The organism is Pseudomonas oryzihabitans, assembly GCF_001518815.1.
Classification (GTDB): domain Bacteria; phylum Pseudomonadota; class Gammaproteobacteria; order Pseudomonadales; family Pseudomonadaceae; genus Chryseomonas; species Chryseomonas oryzihabitans_E.
In genome coordinates this window covers 2,820,576-2,839,347 of sequence record NZ_CP013987.1, presented here as the reverse complement: position 1 = coordinate 2,839,347, position 18,772 = coordinate 2,820,576, and the positions used below count along the sequence as shown (strand labels likewise).

Genomic DNA, 18,772 nt, shown 5'->3' with positions numbered 1-18,772 from the left:
CCCTCGATAGGGCGGTCCGACGCTCGAGCGCAGGGTGATGAGCGCACAGCAGCGCCGGCCGGGATGGCCGTGCGCCGATAGCGAGAAGGTAAGTAGGGCAGCGGAGGTTTCGCCAGCCTGCCAAGGTCATGGCGACCAGGCGGGCTCCCGAATCGATCAGCTGACGTGGGGGACAGTCCGGATCAGATCCTGGTAAGCCCGCGAGGCATCAGTGGCTATAGCCGGTCGGCTTGTGGCGGATGGTCTTGAGCAGGTCTTCCGGACTGATGCTGGCGACCGCTTTGGCGGCGGCCTGGCTGCCGGGCAGCGGCAGGTCGAGGATATGGCCCTTCATCTTGCCCACCACGTGCATCTCGCAGGGCTTGCAGTCGAACTTCAGGGTCAGCACCTCATCACCGTGGACCAGCTGCATCGGCGCGACCTTGGTGCGCACGCCAGTGACGCCCTTGGCCTGCTTGGGGCAGAGGTTGAAGGAGAAGCGCAGGCAGTGCTTGGTGATCATCACCGGCACCTCGCCAGGCTCCTCGTGGGCCTCGTAGGCCGCGTCGATCAGTTGCACGCCATGGCGGTGGTAGAAGTCGCGGGCCTTCTGGTTGTAGACGTTGTAGAGAAACGACAGGTGCGACTCGGGGTACACCGGCGGCGGGCTGGTCTCGGCCTTGCGACGTCCACGCGGATGGGCGGCGACGCGCGCGGCGGTCAGCTGTTCGATGGCCTCGCGGCGCAGCGCCTTGAGTTGCGAATTGGGTACGAAAAAGGCCTGGGGTGCATCCAGCGTCACGTCCAGGGCGTGGTACTCGGTGGTACCCAGCTGGGTCAGCAGATCGCGCAGGCCGTCCAGCGCCTGTTCCGGCTTGTTGGCCACGCCGAAGGGGCCGTCCAGGGCGACTGTGGCGCTGACGCCTTCCTCGCTGGTGGCGGTCAGCTGCAGCCGTTGCTCGCGCAGCTCGACCTGCCAGCGCACACCGATGCGGCGCTCGGCGCTGGTCTTGAGCAGGGCCTGCTGCCAGTTGTGATCCAGGTTGCGCGACAGCGGGTGATTCGGGCGCAGGCGATACAGCCCTTCCGGCATCTCGTTGGGTTCGACGCGATAGCGGTAGCGCTTCGCACCGTCTTCCTCGAATTCGCTCTTCAGCTCTGCGACATTGGCGCGAAAGCCCACCACCTCGCGCTTGACCAGCACATTGAGGCCGTCGCCGTTGGACAGGGGCTCCTCGGTCACGGCAATGAAGTCGCGCTTGTTGACCTTCTCCACCTGACCCACCGGCAGACCGGTAAAGGTCGGCGAGTCGAAGGCGCCGATGTCCACCTTGCGGTCGGTGACGAAGTAGTCGGTGCTGCCGCGGTGGAAGGTCTTGTCCGGATCGGGCACGAAGAAGTGCGCGGTGCGGCCGCTGGAGGCGCGGGCCAGGTCGGTGCGGTCTTCGAGGATCTCGTCGAGCAGCTGCCGGTAGTAGGCGGTGATGTTCTTCACGTAGCCCATGTCCTTGTAGCGCCCCTCGATCTTGAAGGAGCGCACGCCAGCCTCTACCAGGGCGCGCAGGTTTGCGCTCTGGTTGTTGTCCTTCATCGACAGCAGGTGCTTCTCGAAGGCCACTACCCGGCCCTGGTCATCCTTGAGCGTGTAGGGCAGGCGGCAGGCCTGGGAGCAGTCGCCACGGTTGGCGCTGCGCCCGGTTTGGGCGTGGGAGATGTTGCACTGGCCGGAGAAGGCCACGCACAGGGCGCCATGGATGAAGAATTCGATGGCGGCGTCGGTCTCGGCGGCGATGGCCGAGATCTCCTGCAGATTCAGCTCGCGCGCCAGTACCAGCTGGGAGAAGCCGGCCTGGTCGAGAAACCTGGCCCGTGCCAGGGTGCGGATGTCGGTCTGGGTACTGGCATGCAGCTCGATCGGCGGGATGTCCAGCTCCAGCACGCCCAGGTCCTGCACGATCAGCGCATCCACCCCCGCGTCGTACAGCTGGTGGATCAGCTTGCGGGCCGGCTCCAGCTCGTCGTCATGCAGGATGGTGTTGATGGTGGTGAACACCCGCGCGTGATAGCGCCGGGCGAACTCCACCAGCGCGGCGATCTCGCTGACCTCGTTGCAGGCATTGTGCCGTGCACCAAAGCTCGGCCCGCCGATGTAGATGGCATCGGCCCCATGCAGGATGGCCTCCCGTGCGATACCGACATCGCGGGCAGGGCTGAGCAATTCCAGATGGTGCTTGGGCAGGGACATGGCGGGTCTTCTCGATCAGGCGTGGCACGACAAGGCGCGCATTGTAGCGGGCGAGGGGGAGGAGGGCACCTCTGGGGTGCTGGGTGGTTGATCCCGGGACCTTGAGGTGTTCGCCGGTAAAGGTGGTGCCTCCGCGTTATTTCGGTACTGACGACTAGCCCAGCCTGCGCCGTAACCATTCCATAGAGGAATGGTTCTATGTGCCTATTTATCGCTTTTTTCACCTGCAAGACCGCCGTACAACGTCCTCTATTCCTGATAAGCATAAAAAACTGGAGGACCCATGAGCGAATCTTTGGCTTCGAAGGCAGCGCCTGGCACAGCGGAGCGGGCGGTTGGGAAGACCGCGTCCATGACCCGCTATCGCTGGGTGGTGCTGGCGGTCATCGTGGTCGTGTACATGCTCGCGGCGGCCGATCGGGCCAATATCGGCATCGCGTTGCCCTATATCCAGAAGGAGTTCGGTGCGACCAATGCCGAGGTAGGCCTGCTGGTCAGCGCTTTCTTCCTGTTCTATTCCCTTGGCCAGATACCCGCCGGCTTTCTGCTCAGCAAAGTCAGCGTGCGTGTAGTTGCTCCCGCCGCGATTGGGCTCACCTCAGTCGTCACGCTGTTGATAGGTACCTCCCACAGCATCGGCATGCTCAAGCTCTATCGCTCCGCCCTGGGCGTGGCGGAGGCTGCCTTGCCGCTCTCCATGCTGAGTACCATCAATCGCTGGTTTCCGCCGCGGGAGAAGGGCATGGCTACCGGAGCCTTTTTGTCTGCAGCGAAGATGGGGGCGGTCATTGCGCCGCCGGTAGGCGCTGCGCTGATCCTGCTGGATGGCTGGCGGACCATGTTCATCGCCTTCGCCGTTCCTGGGGTACTGCTGGCGCTGTTGTGGTGGTGGCTGGTCCCGAACGATCCACGGACCTGCAAGCGGGTGAGCGACGCCGAGGCTGAACATATCGAGGATCAGACGACCACGCAGAATGGGGCGGTCCGCACACACAAGGACTTCGGCACCTTCGACCGGGTTCTGCGTTATGAGCGTACGCCCACCCTGGAGACGTCCCGGTCCGTCTTCAGATCCTGGAACGTGTGGGGCTGCGGTTTGGGCTATCTGCTCATGACCGGTGTGGTGAACGTGCTGCTGGCCTGGCTTCCCAAATACCTGGGCGAGGTAAAGCACTTCGAGCTGATGCAGGTGGGTTTCGTCGCTGCGCTGCCCTTTGTCGGTGGCGTGCTGGGCAACATCGTCGGCGGCTGGCTATCGGACCGGATCCTGGACCGCCGCCGCAAACCCACGATGATGATCAGCGCGGTCGCCACCTGCCTGATGATGATCGCCCTGGTCTATGCGCCCAACGGCCTGCTCGCGGTCAGTCTGTTGCTCTTCGGTACCGGCTTTCTGCTCAACATCGGCTACTCGTCGTTTTCGGTCTATTCGATGAGCCTGACGACTCGCAAGACCTATCCGGTCGCCGCGTCGGTCGTCAACAGCGCCGGCCAGGCGGGCGGGGCCATGGCGCCGCTGATCACCGGTTTTCTGTTGGACAGCTATAGCTGGACGGCGGTGTTCATCTTCCTCGGTGTCTGCTCCCTGGCGGCCCTGGCCTTCGTGCTGACCATTTCCGAGCCGGCTACCGCGCCTGCCGAAGCCGCTGCTGCCTAGCCGAAAGGGCCTGGAGTGCCAGGGTTGCGTCCGCGGCGTGATCGGGCCCACCGACCACGCTGCCGTTCCCGTGACGGCAGGGCCGCCAGGCGGTCCGGGGCTAACGCTGCAACTGTTTGGTGAAGTCGCAGAGCTGCGTAGCCAAGGTCGCGATCTCGGCCACGAAGGTCGAAGGCCGATCATTGCGATACATCGCCATGTAGGGGACCGGAGGCAGTTCGGGATCGGTCTCGACGATGGCGAGTTTTCCTTCGTCGACCAGCGGCCGGAAGCACTCGCGCGGCAGATAGGTGACGCCCAGGCCCGCCGAGGCCAGTCCAAGCATGGCGGTGAGGCTGTCGGAGGAGAGAATCCTGGGCAGCTCGATGCCCCGTGCATGCAGCCAGCGATTCACGAATAGCCCCGATCCAGACTTCTTGCCCTGCATCAGCATGGGATACCTGGCCAGTTCTGCCAGGCTCACCACCCCCGAACTGCGGACCAGCCCCGGCGCCGCCATCCAGGCATTCTCCACCGTCGCCAGCGGCACGCTGGTGACCTCGGGTGCCGTGAAGGTATCCGGGATCACGATAAGGTCGACCAGGTCGTCCATCAGGCGTTCATGGAGGTTGCGACTCATGTCGACCTCGGGCTCCACGGTAAGCCCGGGAAAATCCTCGACCAGGCGCGTGACCAGCCGAGGTAGCCAGGTCCAGGCGGTGAGCTCCGTGACGCCGAGCCGCAGCCGGCGCGTGGTGACGTGCTTGCCGTCCTTGAGCGAGCTGATGCGCTCGCTCAGGTCGAGCATCTCCCGGGCAATGACCAGAAGCTCTTCACCCTCGGCGGTGAAACGGGCACCCCGCTGCGAGCGATCGAACAGCTGCAGGCCGGTGGAGGACTCCAGCTCCTGCACCCGTTTCGAGATGGCCGACTGGGTTGTGTTGAGGTGCTCGGCGGCCCTTTCGAACGTACCCAGCCGTTCGATCCAGTGCAGCGCCAGCAATTGCCGAAGCGTGACCATTAGCATTCCTTCCAGGCATGAATGACCATACCTTAATATCGCTTTTTCTATTTGGCCACAGGCCTATCCTCGACGTAATCCAACAAGAGGAGCCCCCATGACCGTCATCGCTTCCAGTCCAACCGCGCTGGTCGAAGCCTTCGCCCGCACCTCCACCTCGATCATCAGCGATTGTCTCGATCGGCTTCCTGGCGCCCCGTTGCGGCCCTTCCACCGTATCGAAGGCACCATGGCCGGGCTTGCACTCACCGTCAAAGTACCCGCCGGCGACAACCGCGCCATCCACCAGGCGCTGGAGCTCCTCGTGCCTGGTCAGGTGCTGGTGGTCGATGGCGGTGGAGACCTGAGTCGCGCCCTGATGGGAGACATCATGGCGGCTATCGCGGAAAAGCGCGGTGCCGCGGGAGTGGTGGTCGACGGAGCGATTCGCGACCTGGCGACGATCAGCAAAGGCAGCTTTCCCATCTTCGCCCGCGGCGGCTACCACCGTGGCCCCTACAAGAACGGCCCTGGCGAGATCAACGTGCCGGTGAGCATTGGCGACATGATCGTGTCCCCGGGTGACCTCGTCGTGGGCGACCATGACGGCATCGTCGCCTTTCCCATCGCCCAGGCCGCTGAGCTGCTCGATCGGTGCCTGGCGACCGAACGCAAGGAAGCGGACATGCTGGCGCAAATTGCCGCTGGAACCTACCGGGGCGCCTACGCGGCCCATTGATTACGGAATAGCAAATGAAGATAGCGATTATCGGCGCAGGCGAAGTGGGCCTCACCTATGCGAACCCTTGGGTGGCAGCGGGTCACGAGCTCATATTGTGTGATCTCAAGCCGTCACCCAGAGCCCAGGATTTTGCCAAAGAGCATGGCCTGGCCCTCTTCACCTCGATAGAGGACGCGGTACCTGACTGCGACATCGTCGTCTCTTGCGTCTTCGGTACCGTCTCGCTTCAGGTCGCCGAACAGGCGCTCGCCCCTATGCAGGCGGGTGCGCTGTTCATCGACATGACCACCGCGGATCCGCAGCAGATCAGGCAGGCTGCGGCCATCGCGGCCGAGCGCGCGATACCCTACGTGGACGTGGCGATCCTGGGTGCCATCGCGCTGACGCAGGCTAGGACCAACCTGCTGGGCGCGGGCGTCGGCCTGGAGCGCGCGGTTGCCCTTTTCGCCGAAGCCGGCGCACCGCTCAAGCCGGTCGAGGGGGGCGCTGCAGGCGATGCCGCCGCCTTGAAGATCCTGCGCAGCGTCTTCACCAAGGGGCTGGAGGCCCTGACCATCGAGTGCTTCATGGCGGCGGAAAAGCAGGGCATCACGGAACAGCTCCACGATGCCTTGAGCGACATCGACCAGGCGTCGCTCAGAGACTTTCTCGGCGCCCTGATCAGAACGCATGTCGTGCATGCTCCGCGTCGTCTCAAGGAAGTCGAAGAGGCGGAGCGCCAACTGCGGGTGGCCGAGATGCCGGTCGCGGTGTTGCCGGGGGTCAGGGAGGTATTCGCGCGTACCTCCGACCAGCTGGCGAAGGAACCTCTCGAAACGGCTTCGCCTACCCTTGACCAGGCCTTCGACTGGCTGTTCAAGGTGAATGGGGTGGTAAAGTAGGCAGTCACTCAGCATAGCGCTGGGCGAACGGTGTCCTTGCTTGGCTCGTGGCCGGCCTTGCACCACGTGCCGAAGCTCGGCCCGCCGATGTATTCAGCATTGCCATCGTGTGGGGTGGCTATGCTGATATCGCAGGCACGACCAAGCCGTTCTGGCTTTTGCTTTGCAGGGATCTAGCGCTTTTCTTCGATGAGGTGTGGCACAACAGGGCTCGCACTGCAGCGGCTAGGCGGATGGGGAAGGGCGTGCCCCGCTTCGCAGCTTTGCCATCCGCAGCTCGTGATAGGCGGTCGCCTGGGTAAGCCTAGAAGTACCGCCTGAACGGCGGCTACTCAAAGCGCTGAGGCCACACCCTGTCCCGGCGTCTGCCCAAGCAGTTCATCCAGAATGCTCAGCCTGAACTGCCGCTGCAGCGTCACCGCATAAAAGCACTCGGCGATCTCCGGCAATTCGGCGTATAGCTGCAGCGCACCGCTGCGCAGTTCGTCCTGGACCACCACGGCGGGCAGCAGCGCCATGTCGCCGGAGTCGCGGGCGAGCAGGCGCAGCATGGCCATGTCGTCGACCTCGGCGCAGATCAGCGGGCTCAGCCCCTGGCCGCTGCAATAGACCTCGAACTGGCTGCGCACGTCACTGCTGCGACCAGGCACGATCAGCCGCGCCTGTTGCAGGTCGCGGTGCACGTCGAAGGGGCGGCTGTCCTGGCGAGGCGGGCCGATCAGGCACACTGGCTGGCGATGCAGCAGGCGACATTGCCAGGTGCGCTGGCTGTCGGCGCTGACCGCCTGGTTGGTCAGCACCACGTCCAGCTTGTGCAGGGCCAGGCGTTCCAGCAGCGCGTCCACACCGCCAGATTCCAGGGTGAGCACCAGATCCTCACGGCCGAGAAAGGGGCGCAGCAGGTTTTCCTGGAAGTTGCGCGACAGGGTCGCGACGGAGCCGATGCGCAGCGTCTGGTTCGCCTCCTGAGCGTTCTGCAGGGTGTTCTGCAATTCGCTGCCCAGGGCGAAGATGGTTTCGGCATAGTCCAGCACCAGTTGCCCGGCTTCGGTCAGCCGCAGGCTGCGTCCGGAGCGGAGGAACAGGGGATGGCCGAGCTGGCCCTCCAGCACGCGGATCTGGGTGGAAAGCGCGGACTGGGAAACGTGCAGCGCCTCGGCGGCGCGGGTGAGGTTGCCTTCCTTGGCCACGGCCCAGAAGTAGTGCAGGTGATGGAAATTAAGTCGGCGCATGGATGGTTCTTCAAAAATGAACGTTAGGTTCTTATCAATCTATTTTAAATAATTCGTACACATCCCGACACTAGTGGCCTCTGGTGTTCAAGGAGTGTGCACGATGTCTAGCCTGCTGTTTTCCGTGGCGCCGCTAGTGCCCTGGGTCTATGCCCTGGCGCTGTTGCCGGTGGCGCTGGTCACTTCACCTCGCCGCTTCTGGTGGCCCGCCCGGGTGGCTGGTTATCTGGGCTTTATCCTGATCCTCGCCGCCTGGCTGCAGGCCGTGTTCGCCGGGCAGCACCACGACCGCCTCGGCCTGGCGATGGCGGGGCTGATCGGTCTGCTGGCGCTGGTGATCATCGAGTATTCCCAGCGCTATCTGGAGGGGGAGCCGGGGCAAAGGCGGTATGTGCTTGCGCTGCTTGCCACCCTCGCGGCGGTGGCTACGGTAGTGACCAGCGCCAATCTGTACCTGCTGGTCGGTGCCTGGATCCTGTCCAGTCTGTGCCTGCATCAGTTGCTCACCTTCTACCCCGACCGCCCTCAGGCCGTGGTGGCCGCCCACAAGAAATTTCTCGCCAGCCGCCTGGCCGATGTCTGCCTGCTGCTGGCGACCCTGCTGTTGGTACAGGCGAGCGGTGACAGCCAGATCACGAAGATCCTCGCTGCCGTGACCGCCCAGGTGCAGGCCAGCGGTCAGCTCGGCTGGGAACTGCAGGCGGCGGCGCTGCTGCTGGCCCTGGCAGTGATCCTCAAGTCGGCCCAGTTGCCGGTGCATGGCTGGCTGATCCAGGTGATGGAAGCCCCGACGCCGGTATCGGCCTTGCTGCATGCCGGGGTGGTCAACCTGGGTGGCTTCCTGCTGCTGCGCTTCGCGCCGCTGTTTTCCGTCGCCGTGCCGGCGCAGAGCCTGCTGGTGCTGGTGGGGGGACTGACGGCGGTCCTCGCGGCGCTGGTGATGATGACGCGGATCAGCATCAAGGTCCGCCTCGCCTGGTCGACCTGCGCGCAAATGGGGCTGATGCTGCTGGAATGTGGGCTGGGACTGTACGAGCTGGCCCTGGTGCACCTGCTGGCCCACTCGCTGTACAAGGCGCATGCCTTCCTGGCGGCCGGGGATACGGTGGCGCACGCGCGGCAACGGGCGCTGCAGCCGCCAACGCCGGTCCCCGACTTGGGCGGCCTGGTGCGTGCGCTGCTGCTGGCGGCCCTGGCCCTGATAGGGGTCAAGGGACTCTGGGCCTGGCTGCTGCCGGACCTTGCGCTGCCCTGGGTGGCCCTGACGATCCTGGCCATCGGCCTGGCGCCCTGGTGCCTGGGTCGCGGACAGCGGGTTCATGGGCTGCTCATGTTCAGCCTACTGCTGGGCGCCTACCTGCTCTGGCACCAGGTGGCCGGCTGGCTGCTCGACCAGCGCCTTGCCGAGGCACCGCTGCCATTGAGTGGCTTGGCGATGGGGTTGCTGCTCGGCCTCTACCTGCTGCAAGGCCTGCTTCTGGCCCATCCCCATGGCGCCCTGGCCCGGCGACTCTATCCGCTGGCCTTCGCCGGCTTCTACCTGGATGAACACGTCACCCGTCTGACCTTCCGCCTGTGGCCGGCGCGCACGCCGCAGCCCGTTATGGCACCCTCCGGAGCCCGCCCATGACTGCCTTCGAACCCACGCCCGACCTCGAATACCAGGCCCTGCACGAAGTGGCGCGGCAGGCCTGCGCGCGCATTGCGCCGACCTGGCCGCTGGACCGAATGATTGCGGTCAGCCCGCTATGGGAACGTCGCGATCAGGCCTGGCAGACCGTTGCCGCACAACTCTGGCAGCGCGCCGGTAGCCGCCTCACCCTGAGCGCCGCCGACTATCGCCAGGCCTGGCAAGACGGCCGTATCGCCGAACGCCATCTGCAACAGGCATTGGCCGAACAGGGCGAGTCCTGCAAGCCGGCACGGCTGCTGGAGGCCCTGGATGCCTCCGCAGAGGCCTGTCCGGGATTGCCGCTCCTGGAGGATCTCGCCGAGCCACGCAGTTCGCTCCCGGGTTGGCCGACCCTGATCACCCAACAGATTGGCCAGAGCTGCGCGGCCTGGTTCGATCACGAGCAAGCGGACTGGCGTCCCGCAAACAGTACCGGACTCTATCAGGCCTGGCACGCCAGCTTGCTGGCCGACCGCGGCCTGACCGTCCTCAGCGCCTGTCGCGATCTGCACCAGCGCATCGCCGAGTTGCCCGCCGAGCCCCGGGCGGTCCTGGAAGCGGCGGTGCAGCGACTGGGCTTGGCGGCGGAAGACTGGGCGCCCTGGTTCGATTGCCTGTTGCTGCGTAGCCTGGGTTGGGCGTCCTGGTGCGCTTACCGGCGCTGGCAGGCCAGGCTGGAGGGTGGGGATGACCAGACTTTGCTCGACTTGCTGGCCATCCGCGCCGCCTGGGAATGCCTGGTGGATGATCGTCGGCGCGACGCTGATAGCCGCTGGCAAATTTGGCGCTCGGCCTGGCAGGCGCGGCTGCAGCAACCCCCATCGGCCAACTGGCAGGCGCTGCAGCTGTGGCAGCGCGCCGATGAGCTGGCCTGGCAGGAGCAATTGCAACAGGCCCTGTGCCAGAGCGCCCCGGCAGCCTTGCCCCAGGCACCGCTGGCCAAGCTGTTCTTTTGCATCGACGTGCGTTCCGAACCGCTGAGGCGCGCCCTGGAGCAGGCGTGCCCTGAACTCGAGACGGGCGGCTTCGCCGGTTTCTTCGGCTTGCCCATCGCCTACACCCCCCTGGGCACCAGCGCCACGCGCCCGCAGTTGCCGGGCCTGCTCGCCCCGCAGCTGCAGGTCAGCGAGAGCAGTGGCGATGCCGTCCAGGATCGGCAACTGGCGGCGGTGCGTCAGGATCGTCTGGCGCGCCAGGGCGGTTGGCGCCTGTTCGAGCGGTTGCCGGCTTCCACCTTCACCCTGGTCGAGAGTATTGGCCTGGGCTACGCCGGCGCCTTGCTGGGACGGACCTATGGGGTGAGTGAGGGTGTGCCGCAACCAGAGCGCATCGCCTGGCGCCGCGGCGAATGGCAACGCCTGCACCCCCAGCTGCCTGCCATGGCGATGCAACAGCAGGTCGATCTGGCCGCACGTATCCTCAAGGGCATGGGACTCAGCGGGCCCATGCCGGCGCTGCTGGTACTGCTCGGACACGGCAGCCAGAGCGCGAACAATCCCCAGGCGGCCGGCCTCGACTGCGGCGCCTGCTGTGGTCAGCGCGGCGAGGTCAATGCCCGTCTGCTGGCACGCCTGCTCAACGACAGCGAGGTCCGCGCGGGACTGCGCGCACGTGGGCTCGACCTGCCGCCGCACTGCCAGGTCCTTGCTGGCCTGCACAACACCACCACCGACGAGGTGCAGGTCTTCGCCCACGAGGAATTGCCCGCCGCCCTGCAGCCCGGCTGGCAGCGTCTGCGAGCGGCGCTGGACGTTGCCAGCCGTGAGGTGCGTCGTCAGCGGGCCGCCGCCCTGGGCCTGGCGCCGCTGCGTGAGCAGCCGGACAAGCTGCTCGGGCGGCTGCGGCGGCGTGCCCGTGACTGGGCGCAAACCCGGCCCGAATGGGGCCTGGCCGGCAATGCCGCCTTCATCGCCGCGCCGCGTGCCCGCACCCGCGGCGTGGACCTGCAGGGGCGTGCCTTCCTGCATGACTACGACTGGCGGCAGGATGGGGACGGCCGGGTACTGGAGCTGATCATGACGGCGCCCATGGTGGTGGCGCACTGGATCAACCTGCAGTACTTCACCTCGACCACCGACAACCTGCGCTTTGGCAGCGGCAACAAGCTGCTGCACAACGTGGTCGGCGGCCATATCGGGGTGTTCGAGGGCAACGGCGGCGACCTGCGTATCGGTCTGGCCCGTCAGTCGTTGCACGATGGCCAGCAGTGGGTGCATCGCCCGCTACGCCTGCACGTGGTGATCGAGGCGCCCCGTGCGATGATCGACCAGGTGATCGCGGCGCACGCGGTGGTCCGGGATCTGGTGCGCAATGGCTGGTTGTACCTGCTGCGTCTCGATGGAGCGCCGGCCTGCCTGGAGCAACGCACGGCGGGGGGCTGGCAGCCCTTGCCAGAGGCCGGGGTGGGCGGCCAGCGGGCGCACTGAGGCGCTACCGGGACAACAGCTGCTGCCTGAGCAGAGGAAAGATCACCTCGCGGGTGAGGGGGGCCAGCGCCAGATCACAGGGCTCCAGCACCGACGCCCACAGTGCCTCCTCGATTTCGGCGGCAGGAATCGCGCGGTCGTCCGGCTTCATCGCCACCTGATACAGGGCGCAATTGACGATGAAGCCGGGTTCGTTGGCGGCGGGTGCCTGGTAGCTGCCGAGAAAGGTTGCAGCGTCCGCGGTGATGACCAGGCCGAGCTCTTCTTCCAGCTCGCGGATCAGGGCCGCCAACGGGAGCTCACCCTGATCCACCTTGCCTCCGGGTTGCATGAAGGCCGTGGTGCCGCGCTTGCGCACCAACAGCATCTGCTGGCGGTGATTCAGGAGGATGGCGGCGGCGATCTTGAGGGTAATGGTCAACGTACGGGTACCGGTCGAGAGGGGCGGATCACCCTGCAGCCAGGAGGTCGAAAAGGCAACTGTCGTCGATCCGGCCGTTGCCCTGAGAGGAGGGCGCTTGAGGCGAGTCACAGGTCGAGGGCGTCGAGCAGGACCTTGAAGGGATCACGCCGGGGCCTCACCTTCTCGGGTAAGTCGGCGTCTTGAAACCAGGATTCATCCGCCTCGGGATGGGGGCCGCTCAAGACCACGACGCCGGCTCCGAAGCGATAGCGCGCAGCGGCGATATCGCCGTTGCCATAGACGCCTATCACGCGAAAACCAGTGCCGGGCGTTTGTGGCAGATAAGGGCCATCCTGGAAAAACAGCCGATTCTTCTTACCACCCCATCGCACCCGCACCACGCTGTCTTCAAGGGAGGTGATCGGAAAGCCTGGACGACCGACCTCCGAATCCAGTTCCTGATCAATCAAGCTAAGATTGGCGGCGTCGGCCAGATAGGCGCCCATGCAGATCCCCAGGTATTGACCGCCACTTGCGACATAGGCGCGTATGGCCTCGATTCTGTCCTTGCCCAAACTGTGCAGGGCCGCCGGTATATCCTGACCGCCACCTGGCTGAACATAGGCCTCATAGCGCGCCAGGTTTGCAATGGAAACATCCAGGCGCTCAGTTGGCCCCAGGAAATCGACCTTATAAGCCGGACCACGTCTTTCTAGGGCACCTTTCACCGCTTCGGCGCAGCCCTCACAGGCGGCAGGTCCGCGATAGACGGCGATCCGTATCAGGTCAGGCGCATCGAGATCGACCAGGCACAGTGCCGCCGATAGGCAGGTCAGCAGGAGAGCCGTCGCAAGGCCGAACACGCGCATAGGCAAGGCTCGTAGCATCCGAGTGGTGAGCGAAGAGGTGAAGGCTGCGTCCAAGGCGGCAGATGGCTGCCCCTGTGCGATTGGCCGCGTGCCTGGCAGCACGGCAACGAACGTCGGCTGAACGGTCGGCGTTCGCGGCAGGGACCAGGCCGGGGTCAGAGATCGGTATGCAGCGAATAGCCATTGAACCCTGCGGCAAACAGTATGGCGCCCCAGAGGAAGAAGTCGGTTTGCAGGAACTCTCGCTTTATCGAGACCAACTTTATTCCGTTGTTCAAGGATATGGTGGGGTCAATAAGCCAGCCGAAAAGTACTGCCGTGACGCCTGCTATCATGGAGATTAAGCCGATGCTTTTTACCAAGTGCCTCACCCTGAGCTCCTCTTTTGCAAACATACTGCTTGGCGAATTAGCGTTGGACCAAGAGTAACTATCGAGAAAGTAAGCCGTGTAAAACTCTCTGTGCGGCTGTAAATGATTGTTAAATCGATATGGCGCACATGATTCCGAATTACCTGGTTTCTGGACGTTGGCCAGTCCGCCTCACGACTCGGGGCTCCACTCGCCACCCAGCGCGCGGAACAGTTCGACCTGGGAGACCATCAGCTGCAGCCTGGTCTCGATGAGGGCGTTGTCGGCCTGATATAGGCTGCGCTGGCTGTCTAGCAGGTTCAGGTAGCTGTCCAATCCCTGGCGATAGCGGTCGGTGGCAAGCGCCAGGCTGCGTGCGGTCGCCTCGCGCAGGCGTCGCTGGGCGGCGAGCTGGCGCGTCAGGGGACCATTGGCGACGAGCTGATCGGCCACCTCGCGAAAGGCGACCTGGATACTCTTTTCGTAGCGCGCGACATCCTGGTCTCGCCGCACCTCTGCCAGCTTCAGGTTGGCGCGGTTACGCCCTCCGTCGAACAGCGGTACCTGAAGCTGGGGTACGAAACTCCAGACCTTATTGCCCACGCTGAACAGGCCGTCCAGGTCGGAGCTCAGGTAGCCCGCATTGGTCGTCAAGGTGATGCGGGGAAAGAAGGCCGCCCGCGCTGCACCGATGTTGGCGTTGGCGGCGCGCAGGCGATACTCGGCCGCGCGGATATCGGGGCGGCGCTCCAGCAGATCGGAGGGCAGGCCGACAGGTATCGGCTGGTCGAGACCCTGACGGGCGAGCGGCAGGGGTGCCGGCAGATCAGCGGGCGGATCTCCGCCTAGCAGCAGGCGTAGGGTGTTGTCTGCCTGGGCCCGGTTGCGCTCCAGCGCGGCAAGGTCGGCTTCAGCCAGCTCGACGCTGCTTTGCGCCTGCGCCAGATCCAGCGCCGAACCCAGTCCGGCGGCATGCCGCTGCTCGATGAGGGCGAGTCCGCGTCGGCGACCTTCCAGGGTGCTACGGCTCACGCTCAGCCGCTCTTCCAGGGCGCACTGGTTCAGATAGGCCGTCGCTACCTCCGCGGTCAGCGACAGCTCCACGGCACGGCGTGTCTCGTCTTGGGCAAGGTATTCGTCCAGCGCCGCATCCCGCAGGTTTCCCAGCCTGCCAAACAGGTCTATTTCGTAGGCACTGGTTCCGAGACCGACGCTGTATCGATTACCGGTCTGGAGGGCGGATTTCTCCTCGTCGGATCGGGAGCCTTGGCTCTGCGTACGCTCCCGCGTCCGACTGGCAGTGGCGCTAACTTCCAGCATGAGGTCGGCGCGGCTGATGCGATAACGGGCCCGCGCCTGCTGGATATCCAGCACGACCAGGCGCAGGTCGCGGTTGCCATTCAGGGCTTGGTCCAGCAAGGCACGCAGATGCGGGTCCGCGAATAGCCGCTGACGGTCAGTGGGGATACCAGCGGTGTCGCTGGCCAGCGGATAGCGCGCCGGTATGGGCGCTGGCGGCCGTTCGTGGGGCGGTGCCAGGGAGCAGCCGGCAAGCAGGACACCCAAGGCCAGGGCGATGCTCTTAGCCATGCTGGCACCGCTTCCAGGCCGCGCGTGCCGCACGAGTAGGCAGGGGCAGAGCGACTGGGACAAGGGTGGTATCGAGGGCCGCGGGCCCCTGATTCAAGGGTGGGCGCAAGCCTGGGTGCTGATGGCGAAACATGGGTCATCCTCGTGGAGAACGCCATGGTAGGCGGCTCCCGTGGACCGCCTTGTAAAGGTCTGTAGGTCTCTTGTGAAAGAGTGTTAAGGCCTGGGCTTGAGCGCTCGGCGCTCCGTTATGCTCCGCGCTTTATTGCCGGGATGCCCCCTTGTGATGCCCTTGCTTATCGCCGAAGACGACACTGCCCTGGTCGGCCCCAGCGCCCCCTGCCTGGCGCGGCAGGACTACGCCGTGACCATCATCGGGCGTGTTGAACAGGACCTGATCGAGATGTTGTGCCTGGGGCCGCAGCAAGAGGGGCTCGATACCCTGTTGCCGGGTCTGGACGGCCGGCAGGGTTGCCTGCCCAGCCGGGTGGAGAAGGTTAGATGCTCAAGATCCTGATCCGGCTCTATCTCGTTCTGTTGGCGACCTATGGCGCCGCCAGCTATCTGGTGCCCGAGGCGCTGGTACAGATGTTCAGCGATCGCTATAGCCGATACAGCCTGGAGCAGATGAATGGCCCGCTGAAGCTGGTCGAGCGCACCTTTGTAGAAGCGCCGCTTTCCCGGTGGCCCACGCTGCTGGCCGATCTGAATACCGAGATTGCGCCTCTCGCCTTGCAGTTGGGGCTGCAAACCGATCCCCGGTTGACCCGCAGCGAGCGCCACGGCTTGGCGAAGGGCGAACGGCGGGTGCGCCTTGGCGACGACGGTGATCCCAGCATCGCCCTGGTACCGCTGCCTGGCGGGCAGGTGCTCTGGGTAGCCTTTCCCGAGGCGCCCACCGACATAGCGCTGACTTATTGGGCGATGAATGCCCTAATTGGCGCGGCGCTGCTGGTCTGCCTGTACTTCTGGTTGCGGCCCCACTGGCGAGATCTGGAACGGCTCAGGCGTACCGCGGCCCGCCTGGGCAAGGGGCATCTGCAGGAACGTACCGCCATTTCGCCGCGCTCGGACATCGGCCAGCTCGCCCGGGCGTTCGATGACATGGCGCAGGACCTCGAAACCCTGATCGTGCAGCAGCGTGACCTGCTCAATGCCGTCTCCCACGAACTGCGGACGCCACTCTCGCGCCTGGAATTCGGCCTGGCTCTGCTGCAAGCCGATCCGCTCCCTGCCGAGACGCAGCGCCGGCTCGAACAGCAGATTCGCCATGTGCGCGAGCTGGATGCGCTGGTCAACGAGCTGCTTTCCTACGCCCGCCTGCACGCCAGCCATGAGGCTCCCGAGCGCCAGTTGCTCAGGCTCGACGAGTTTCTGGACAGCGTCCTGGCGGATTTCAACGAGGAACAGGAAAGGCGGGGCGTCACCTTGAGCCTGAGTGTCGACCAGGCGCCGGAACGGGTGGTCCTGGCGCCACGGCTCACTGCCCGGGCATTGCAGAATCTGGTCGGCAACGCCCTGAGGTATTGCCAGCAGCAGGTATGGCTGACCGTTCGCCGCGAGTCCGAAGGTTTGCTGATCCTGGTCGAGGACGACGGCGAAGGCATTCCGGCGGGCGAACGGGAGCGGGTATTCGAGCCCTTCTATCGGCTGGATCGCAGTCGGGATCGGACCACGGGAGGCTTCGGCCTGGGTCTGTCGATCAGTCGTCGGGCGATAGAGAAGCAGGGAGGACGGCTCACCCTGGCCCAGAGCGAAAAGGGCGGGGCGCGGTTCGCCATCCTGCTGCCCGACCACCTCCTGGCTGACGTTGAAACACCATCGCGCGCTGCTGCGCGTTACGCGGCGGACAGCGGTCCGCGCTTTTCTTCACCTTCCTGAATCAGTGACATGTCCAGTTTCCGTTCTTCCGCTCAGCCGCATGACGATCCCGCGACCCCTGACCACTATGGCGACCTCGCCGAGCGTCACGTCTCCGCCGCCCGGGTCTTCACGCTACTTGTTCCCCATCGGGCCGCGATCATCCTGGTGGTGCTGCTGATCGCGGTCGCCGGGATGACCGGCGTCGTCAGTCCGTTCCTGATACGCAGCATCGTCGACGATGCCTTGCCAGCGAAAGACCTCAGGCTCCTGGGCTATCTGGCGGGCGGCCTGGTCGGGGTCGCGCTGTTCAACGCCATCGCCAACCTGACGCAGACCTACGTCTCGATCCGGGTCGGCCAAAGCATCATGCACGCGCTGCGGACACGCCTCTACCAGCACCTGCAGAGCCTATCGCTGAGCTTTTTCTCCGGTACCCGCGCGGGCGAAGTCCAGGCGCGCCTGTCCAGTGACATCGCCGGTCTGCAGGCCCTGTTGACCAACTCCGCCACGGATCTCGCCAAGCACCTGAGCGTGGTGGCTGCAACCCTGGTAGCGATGCTGCTGCTGGATTGGCGACTGGCCTGTGCCTCGCTGGCGGTCATTCCGCTGCTGGTCTGGATCAATGGACGCGTCGCGCAGTTACGGGAGCGCGTGACCTACCAGCAACAGGAGCAGGTGGCGGACCTGTCGGCCAATATCGCCGAGTCCCTGTCGGCCGGAGGCATCATCCTGTCGCGCACCATGGGTCGCGTGCACTACCTCGTGCACCGTTTTCAGCGGGATTCGGCAACGCTCGCCCGCCTGGAGACCCAGGCCAGCACCGCGGGACAGTGGGAGTTCGCGCTCGTCTTCCTGGCGCTCGATATCCTGCCCGCGCTGACGTTCATGGGCGGCGGCCTGTTCATCGGCCTGGGCCTGGAGGTATCCATCGGGACCCTGGTGGCCTTCATCGCCCTGCAGGAACAGCTGCTCTGGCCGCTGATCGAGATATTCGAAACCCGCATCGAGTTCGCCAAGGGCCGTGCCTTGTTGGCGCGTGTGTTCAGCTACCTGGATACGCCGGCGACAGTCACCGAGGCTGCATCGCCGGTGAGCCTGGCGCGCCAGGACTTCACGCAGGGCATCCGCTTCGAGGACGTCAGCTTCGCCTATGGCGACCGGGTCGTGCTCAAGGATCTGACGCTCGAGATACCGGCCGGCAAGCACACGGCACTGGTCGGCCCGACCGGCTCTGGCAAGACCACGGTGTCCTACCTTATCGCGCGGCTGTACGACGTCGATCACGGTCGTATCACCTATGACGGTATCGATGTCCGCGCGCTGAGCTTCGAAAGCCTGGCCAACCTGGTAGGCATCGTGACCCAGGATACCTTCCTGCTCAATGCCAGCATCGAGGCCAATCTGCGCTTCGCCAAGCCCGAGGCGAGCGAGGAGGAGTTGTGGTGGGCACTGGAACGGGCGCAGTTGGATGCGACGGTGCGTGGGCTTGCCGACGGGTTGCAGGCGGGCGTCGGTGACCGGGGTTATCAGCTGTCCGGCGGCGAGCGCCAACGCCTGTCGCTGGCGCGCATGCTGCTGCGCGATCCGCCGATCATCCTCCTCGATGAAGCGACCAGCGCCCTGGACGCCAAGACGCAGGCCGCGATGGCCAGCGCCCTGGCTTCGCTGCAGGGCCAGCGGACCTTGATCTCCATCGCGCATCGCCTGAGCACCGTCAGGCAGGCCGATCAGATTCTCGTCATTCAGGCGGGGCGGCTGGTGGAGCAGGGTACCCACGACGAGTTGGTGAGGCAGGAGGGACTCTATGCGGTCATGGCGCGCAATGCCTAGCGCTCGTGTCATCTACCGCTTCGCCACCCATCCCCGACATGACGTGGCACCCTA

14 protein-coding genes are annotated in these 18,772 nt (G+C 65.1%); 8 read left to right on the top strand and 6 right to left on the bottom strand.

What is annotated here, in order from left to right; genetic code table 11:
• Positions 1-208 precede the first annotated feature (208 nt).
• Entirely contained in the window at positions 209-2,224 is a 2,016-nt protein-coding gene (locus tag APT59_RS13085; RefSeq protein WP_059315250.1) for a peptidase U32 family protein, read from the bottom strand.
• 352 nt (positions 2,225-2,576) lie between these two features.
• On the opposite strand from APT59_RS13085, the gene APT59_RS13080 reads away from it, so the two are divergent.
• Positions 2,577-3,881: an MFS transporter gene (locus APT59_RS13080; protein WP_156428957.1), complete on the top strand. Its 1,305-nt coding sequence runs from the start codon at positions 2,577-2,579 to the stop codon at positions 3,879-3,881.
• A gap of 100 nt (positions 3,882-3,981) precedes the next feature.
• On the opposite strand, the gene APT59_RS13075 is transcribed toward APT59_RS13080, so the two are convergent.
• A complete protein-coding gene (locus tag APT59_RS13075; protein WP_059315248.1) occupies positions 3,982-4,881 on the bottom strand; it encodes a LysR family transcriptional regulator in 900 nt (299 codons plus the stop codon).
• 97 nt (positions 4,882-4,978) lie between these two features.
• Here APT59_RS13075 and APT59_RS13070 point away from each other — a divergent pair, with 97 nt between their 5' ends.
• On the top strand, positions 4,979-5,599 hold the full coding sequence (locus APT59_RS13070) for an RraA family protein (RefSeq protein WP_059315247.1): 621 nt from the start codon (positions 4,979-4,981) through the stop codon (positions 5,597-5,599).
• 14 nt (positions 5,600-5,613) lie between these two features.
• Positions 5,614-6,483 carry an NAD(P)-binding domain-containing protein gene (locus APT59_RS13065; RefSeq protein WP_059315246.1) on the top strand — a complete coding sequence of 290 codons (870 nt, stop codon included), beginning with the start codon at positions 5,614-5,616 and terminating at the stop codon, positions 6,481-6,483.
• Positions 6,484-6,815: 332 nt separating this feature from the next.
• Here APT59_RS13065 and APT59_RS13060 read toward each other — a convergent pair whose 3' ends face one another.
• Positions 6,816-7,715, bottom strand: a complete 900-nt coding sequence (locus tag APT59_RS13060; RefSeq protein ID WP_059315245.1) for a LysR family transcriptional regulator — start codon at positions 7,713-7,715, stop codon at positions 6,816-6,818.
• 103 nt (positions 7,716-7,818) lie between these two features.
• On the opposite strand from APT59_RS13060, the gene APT59_RS13055 reads away from it, so the two are divergent.
• Positions 7,819-9,345: an NADH-quinone oxidoreductase subunit L gene (locus APT59_RS13055; protein ID WP_059315244.1), complete on the top strand. Its 1,527-nt coding sequence runs from the start codon at positions 7,819-7,821 to the stop codon at positions 9,343-9,345.
• Positions 9,342-11,813 (top strand): YbcC family protein, encoded by a 2,472-nt coding sequence (locus tag APT59_RS13050; RefSeq protein ID WP_059315243.1) that lies wholly within the window; start codon positions 9,342-9,344, stop codon positions 11,811-11,813. The genes APT59_RS13055 and APT59_RS13050 overlap by 4 nt, the downstream gene beginning before the upstream one ends.
• 4 nt (positions 11,814-11,817) lie before the next feature.
• Here APT59_RS13050 and APT59_RS13045 read toward each other — a convergent pair whose 3' ends face one another.
• The 3 genes from APT59_RS13045 to APT59_RS13030 form a co-directional block, all read right to left on the bottom strand.
• On the bottom strand, positions 11,818-12,234 hold the full coding sequence (locus tag APT59_RS13045) for an NUDIX hydrolase (protein WP_082696351.1): 417 nt from the start codon (positions 12,232-12,234) through the stop codon (positions 11,818-11,820).
• Positions 12,235-12,341: 107 nt separating this feature from the next.
• Positions 12,342-13,085, bottom strand: coding sequence for a BPL-N domain-containing protein (locus APT59_RS13040; RefSeq protein ID WP_059315242.1), 744 nt, complete (start codon positions 13,083-13,085; stop codon positions 12,342-12,344).
• A gap of 542 nt (positions 13,086-13,627) precedes the next feature.
• Positions 13,628-15,025: an efflux transporter outer membrane subunit gene (locus APT59_RS13030; protein ID WP_059315240.1), complete on the bottom strand. Its 1,398-nt coding sequence runs from the start codon at positions 15,023-15,025 to the stop codon at positions 13,628-13,630.
• A 286-nt stretch (positions 15,026-15,311) separates the two neighbouring features.
• Here APT59_RS13030 and APT59_RS13025 point away from each other — a divergent pair, with 286 nt between their 5' ends.
• The 3 genes from APT59_RS13025 to APT59_RS13015 are packed head-to-tail and all read left to right on the top strand — an operon-like array spanning position 15,312 to position 18,718.
• On the top strand, positions 15,312-15,542 hold the full coding sequence (locus tag APT59_RS13025) for a hypothetical protein (RefSeq protein ID WP_059315239.1): 231 nt from the start codon (positions 15,312-15,314) through the stop codon (positions 15,540-15,542).
• A complete protein-coding gene (locus APT59_RS13020) occupies positions 15,527-16,906 on the top strand; it encodes an ATP-binding protein (RefSeq protein ID WP_059315238.1) in 1,380 nt (459 codons plus the stop codon). Before APT59_RS13025 ends, APT59_RS13020 begins: the two co-directional genes overlap by 16 nt.
• A 9-nt stretch (positions 16,907-16,915) precedes the next feature.
• Entirely contained in the window at positions 16,916-18,718 is a 1,803-nt protein-coding gene (locus tag APT59_RS13015) for an ABC transporter ATP-binding protein (protein ID WP_059315237.1), read from the top strand.
• Positions 18,719-18,772 lie beyond the last annotated feature (54 nt).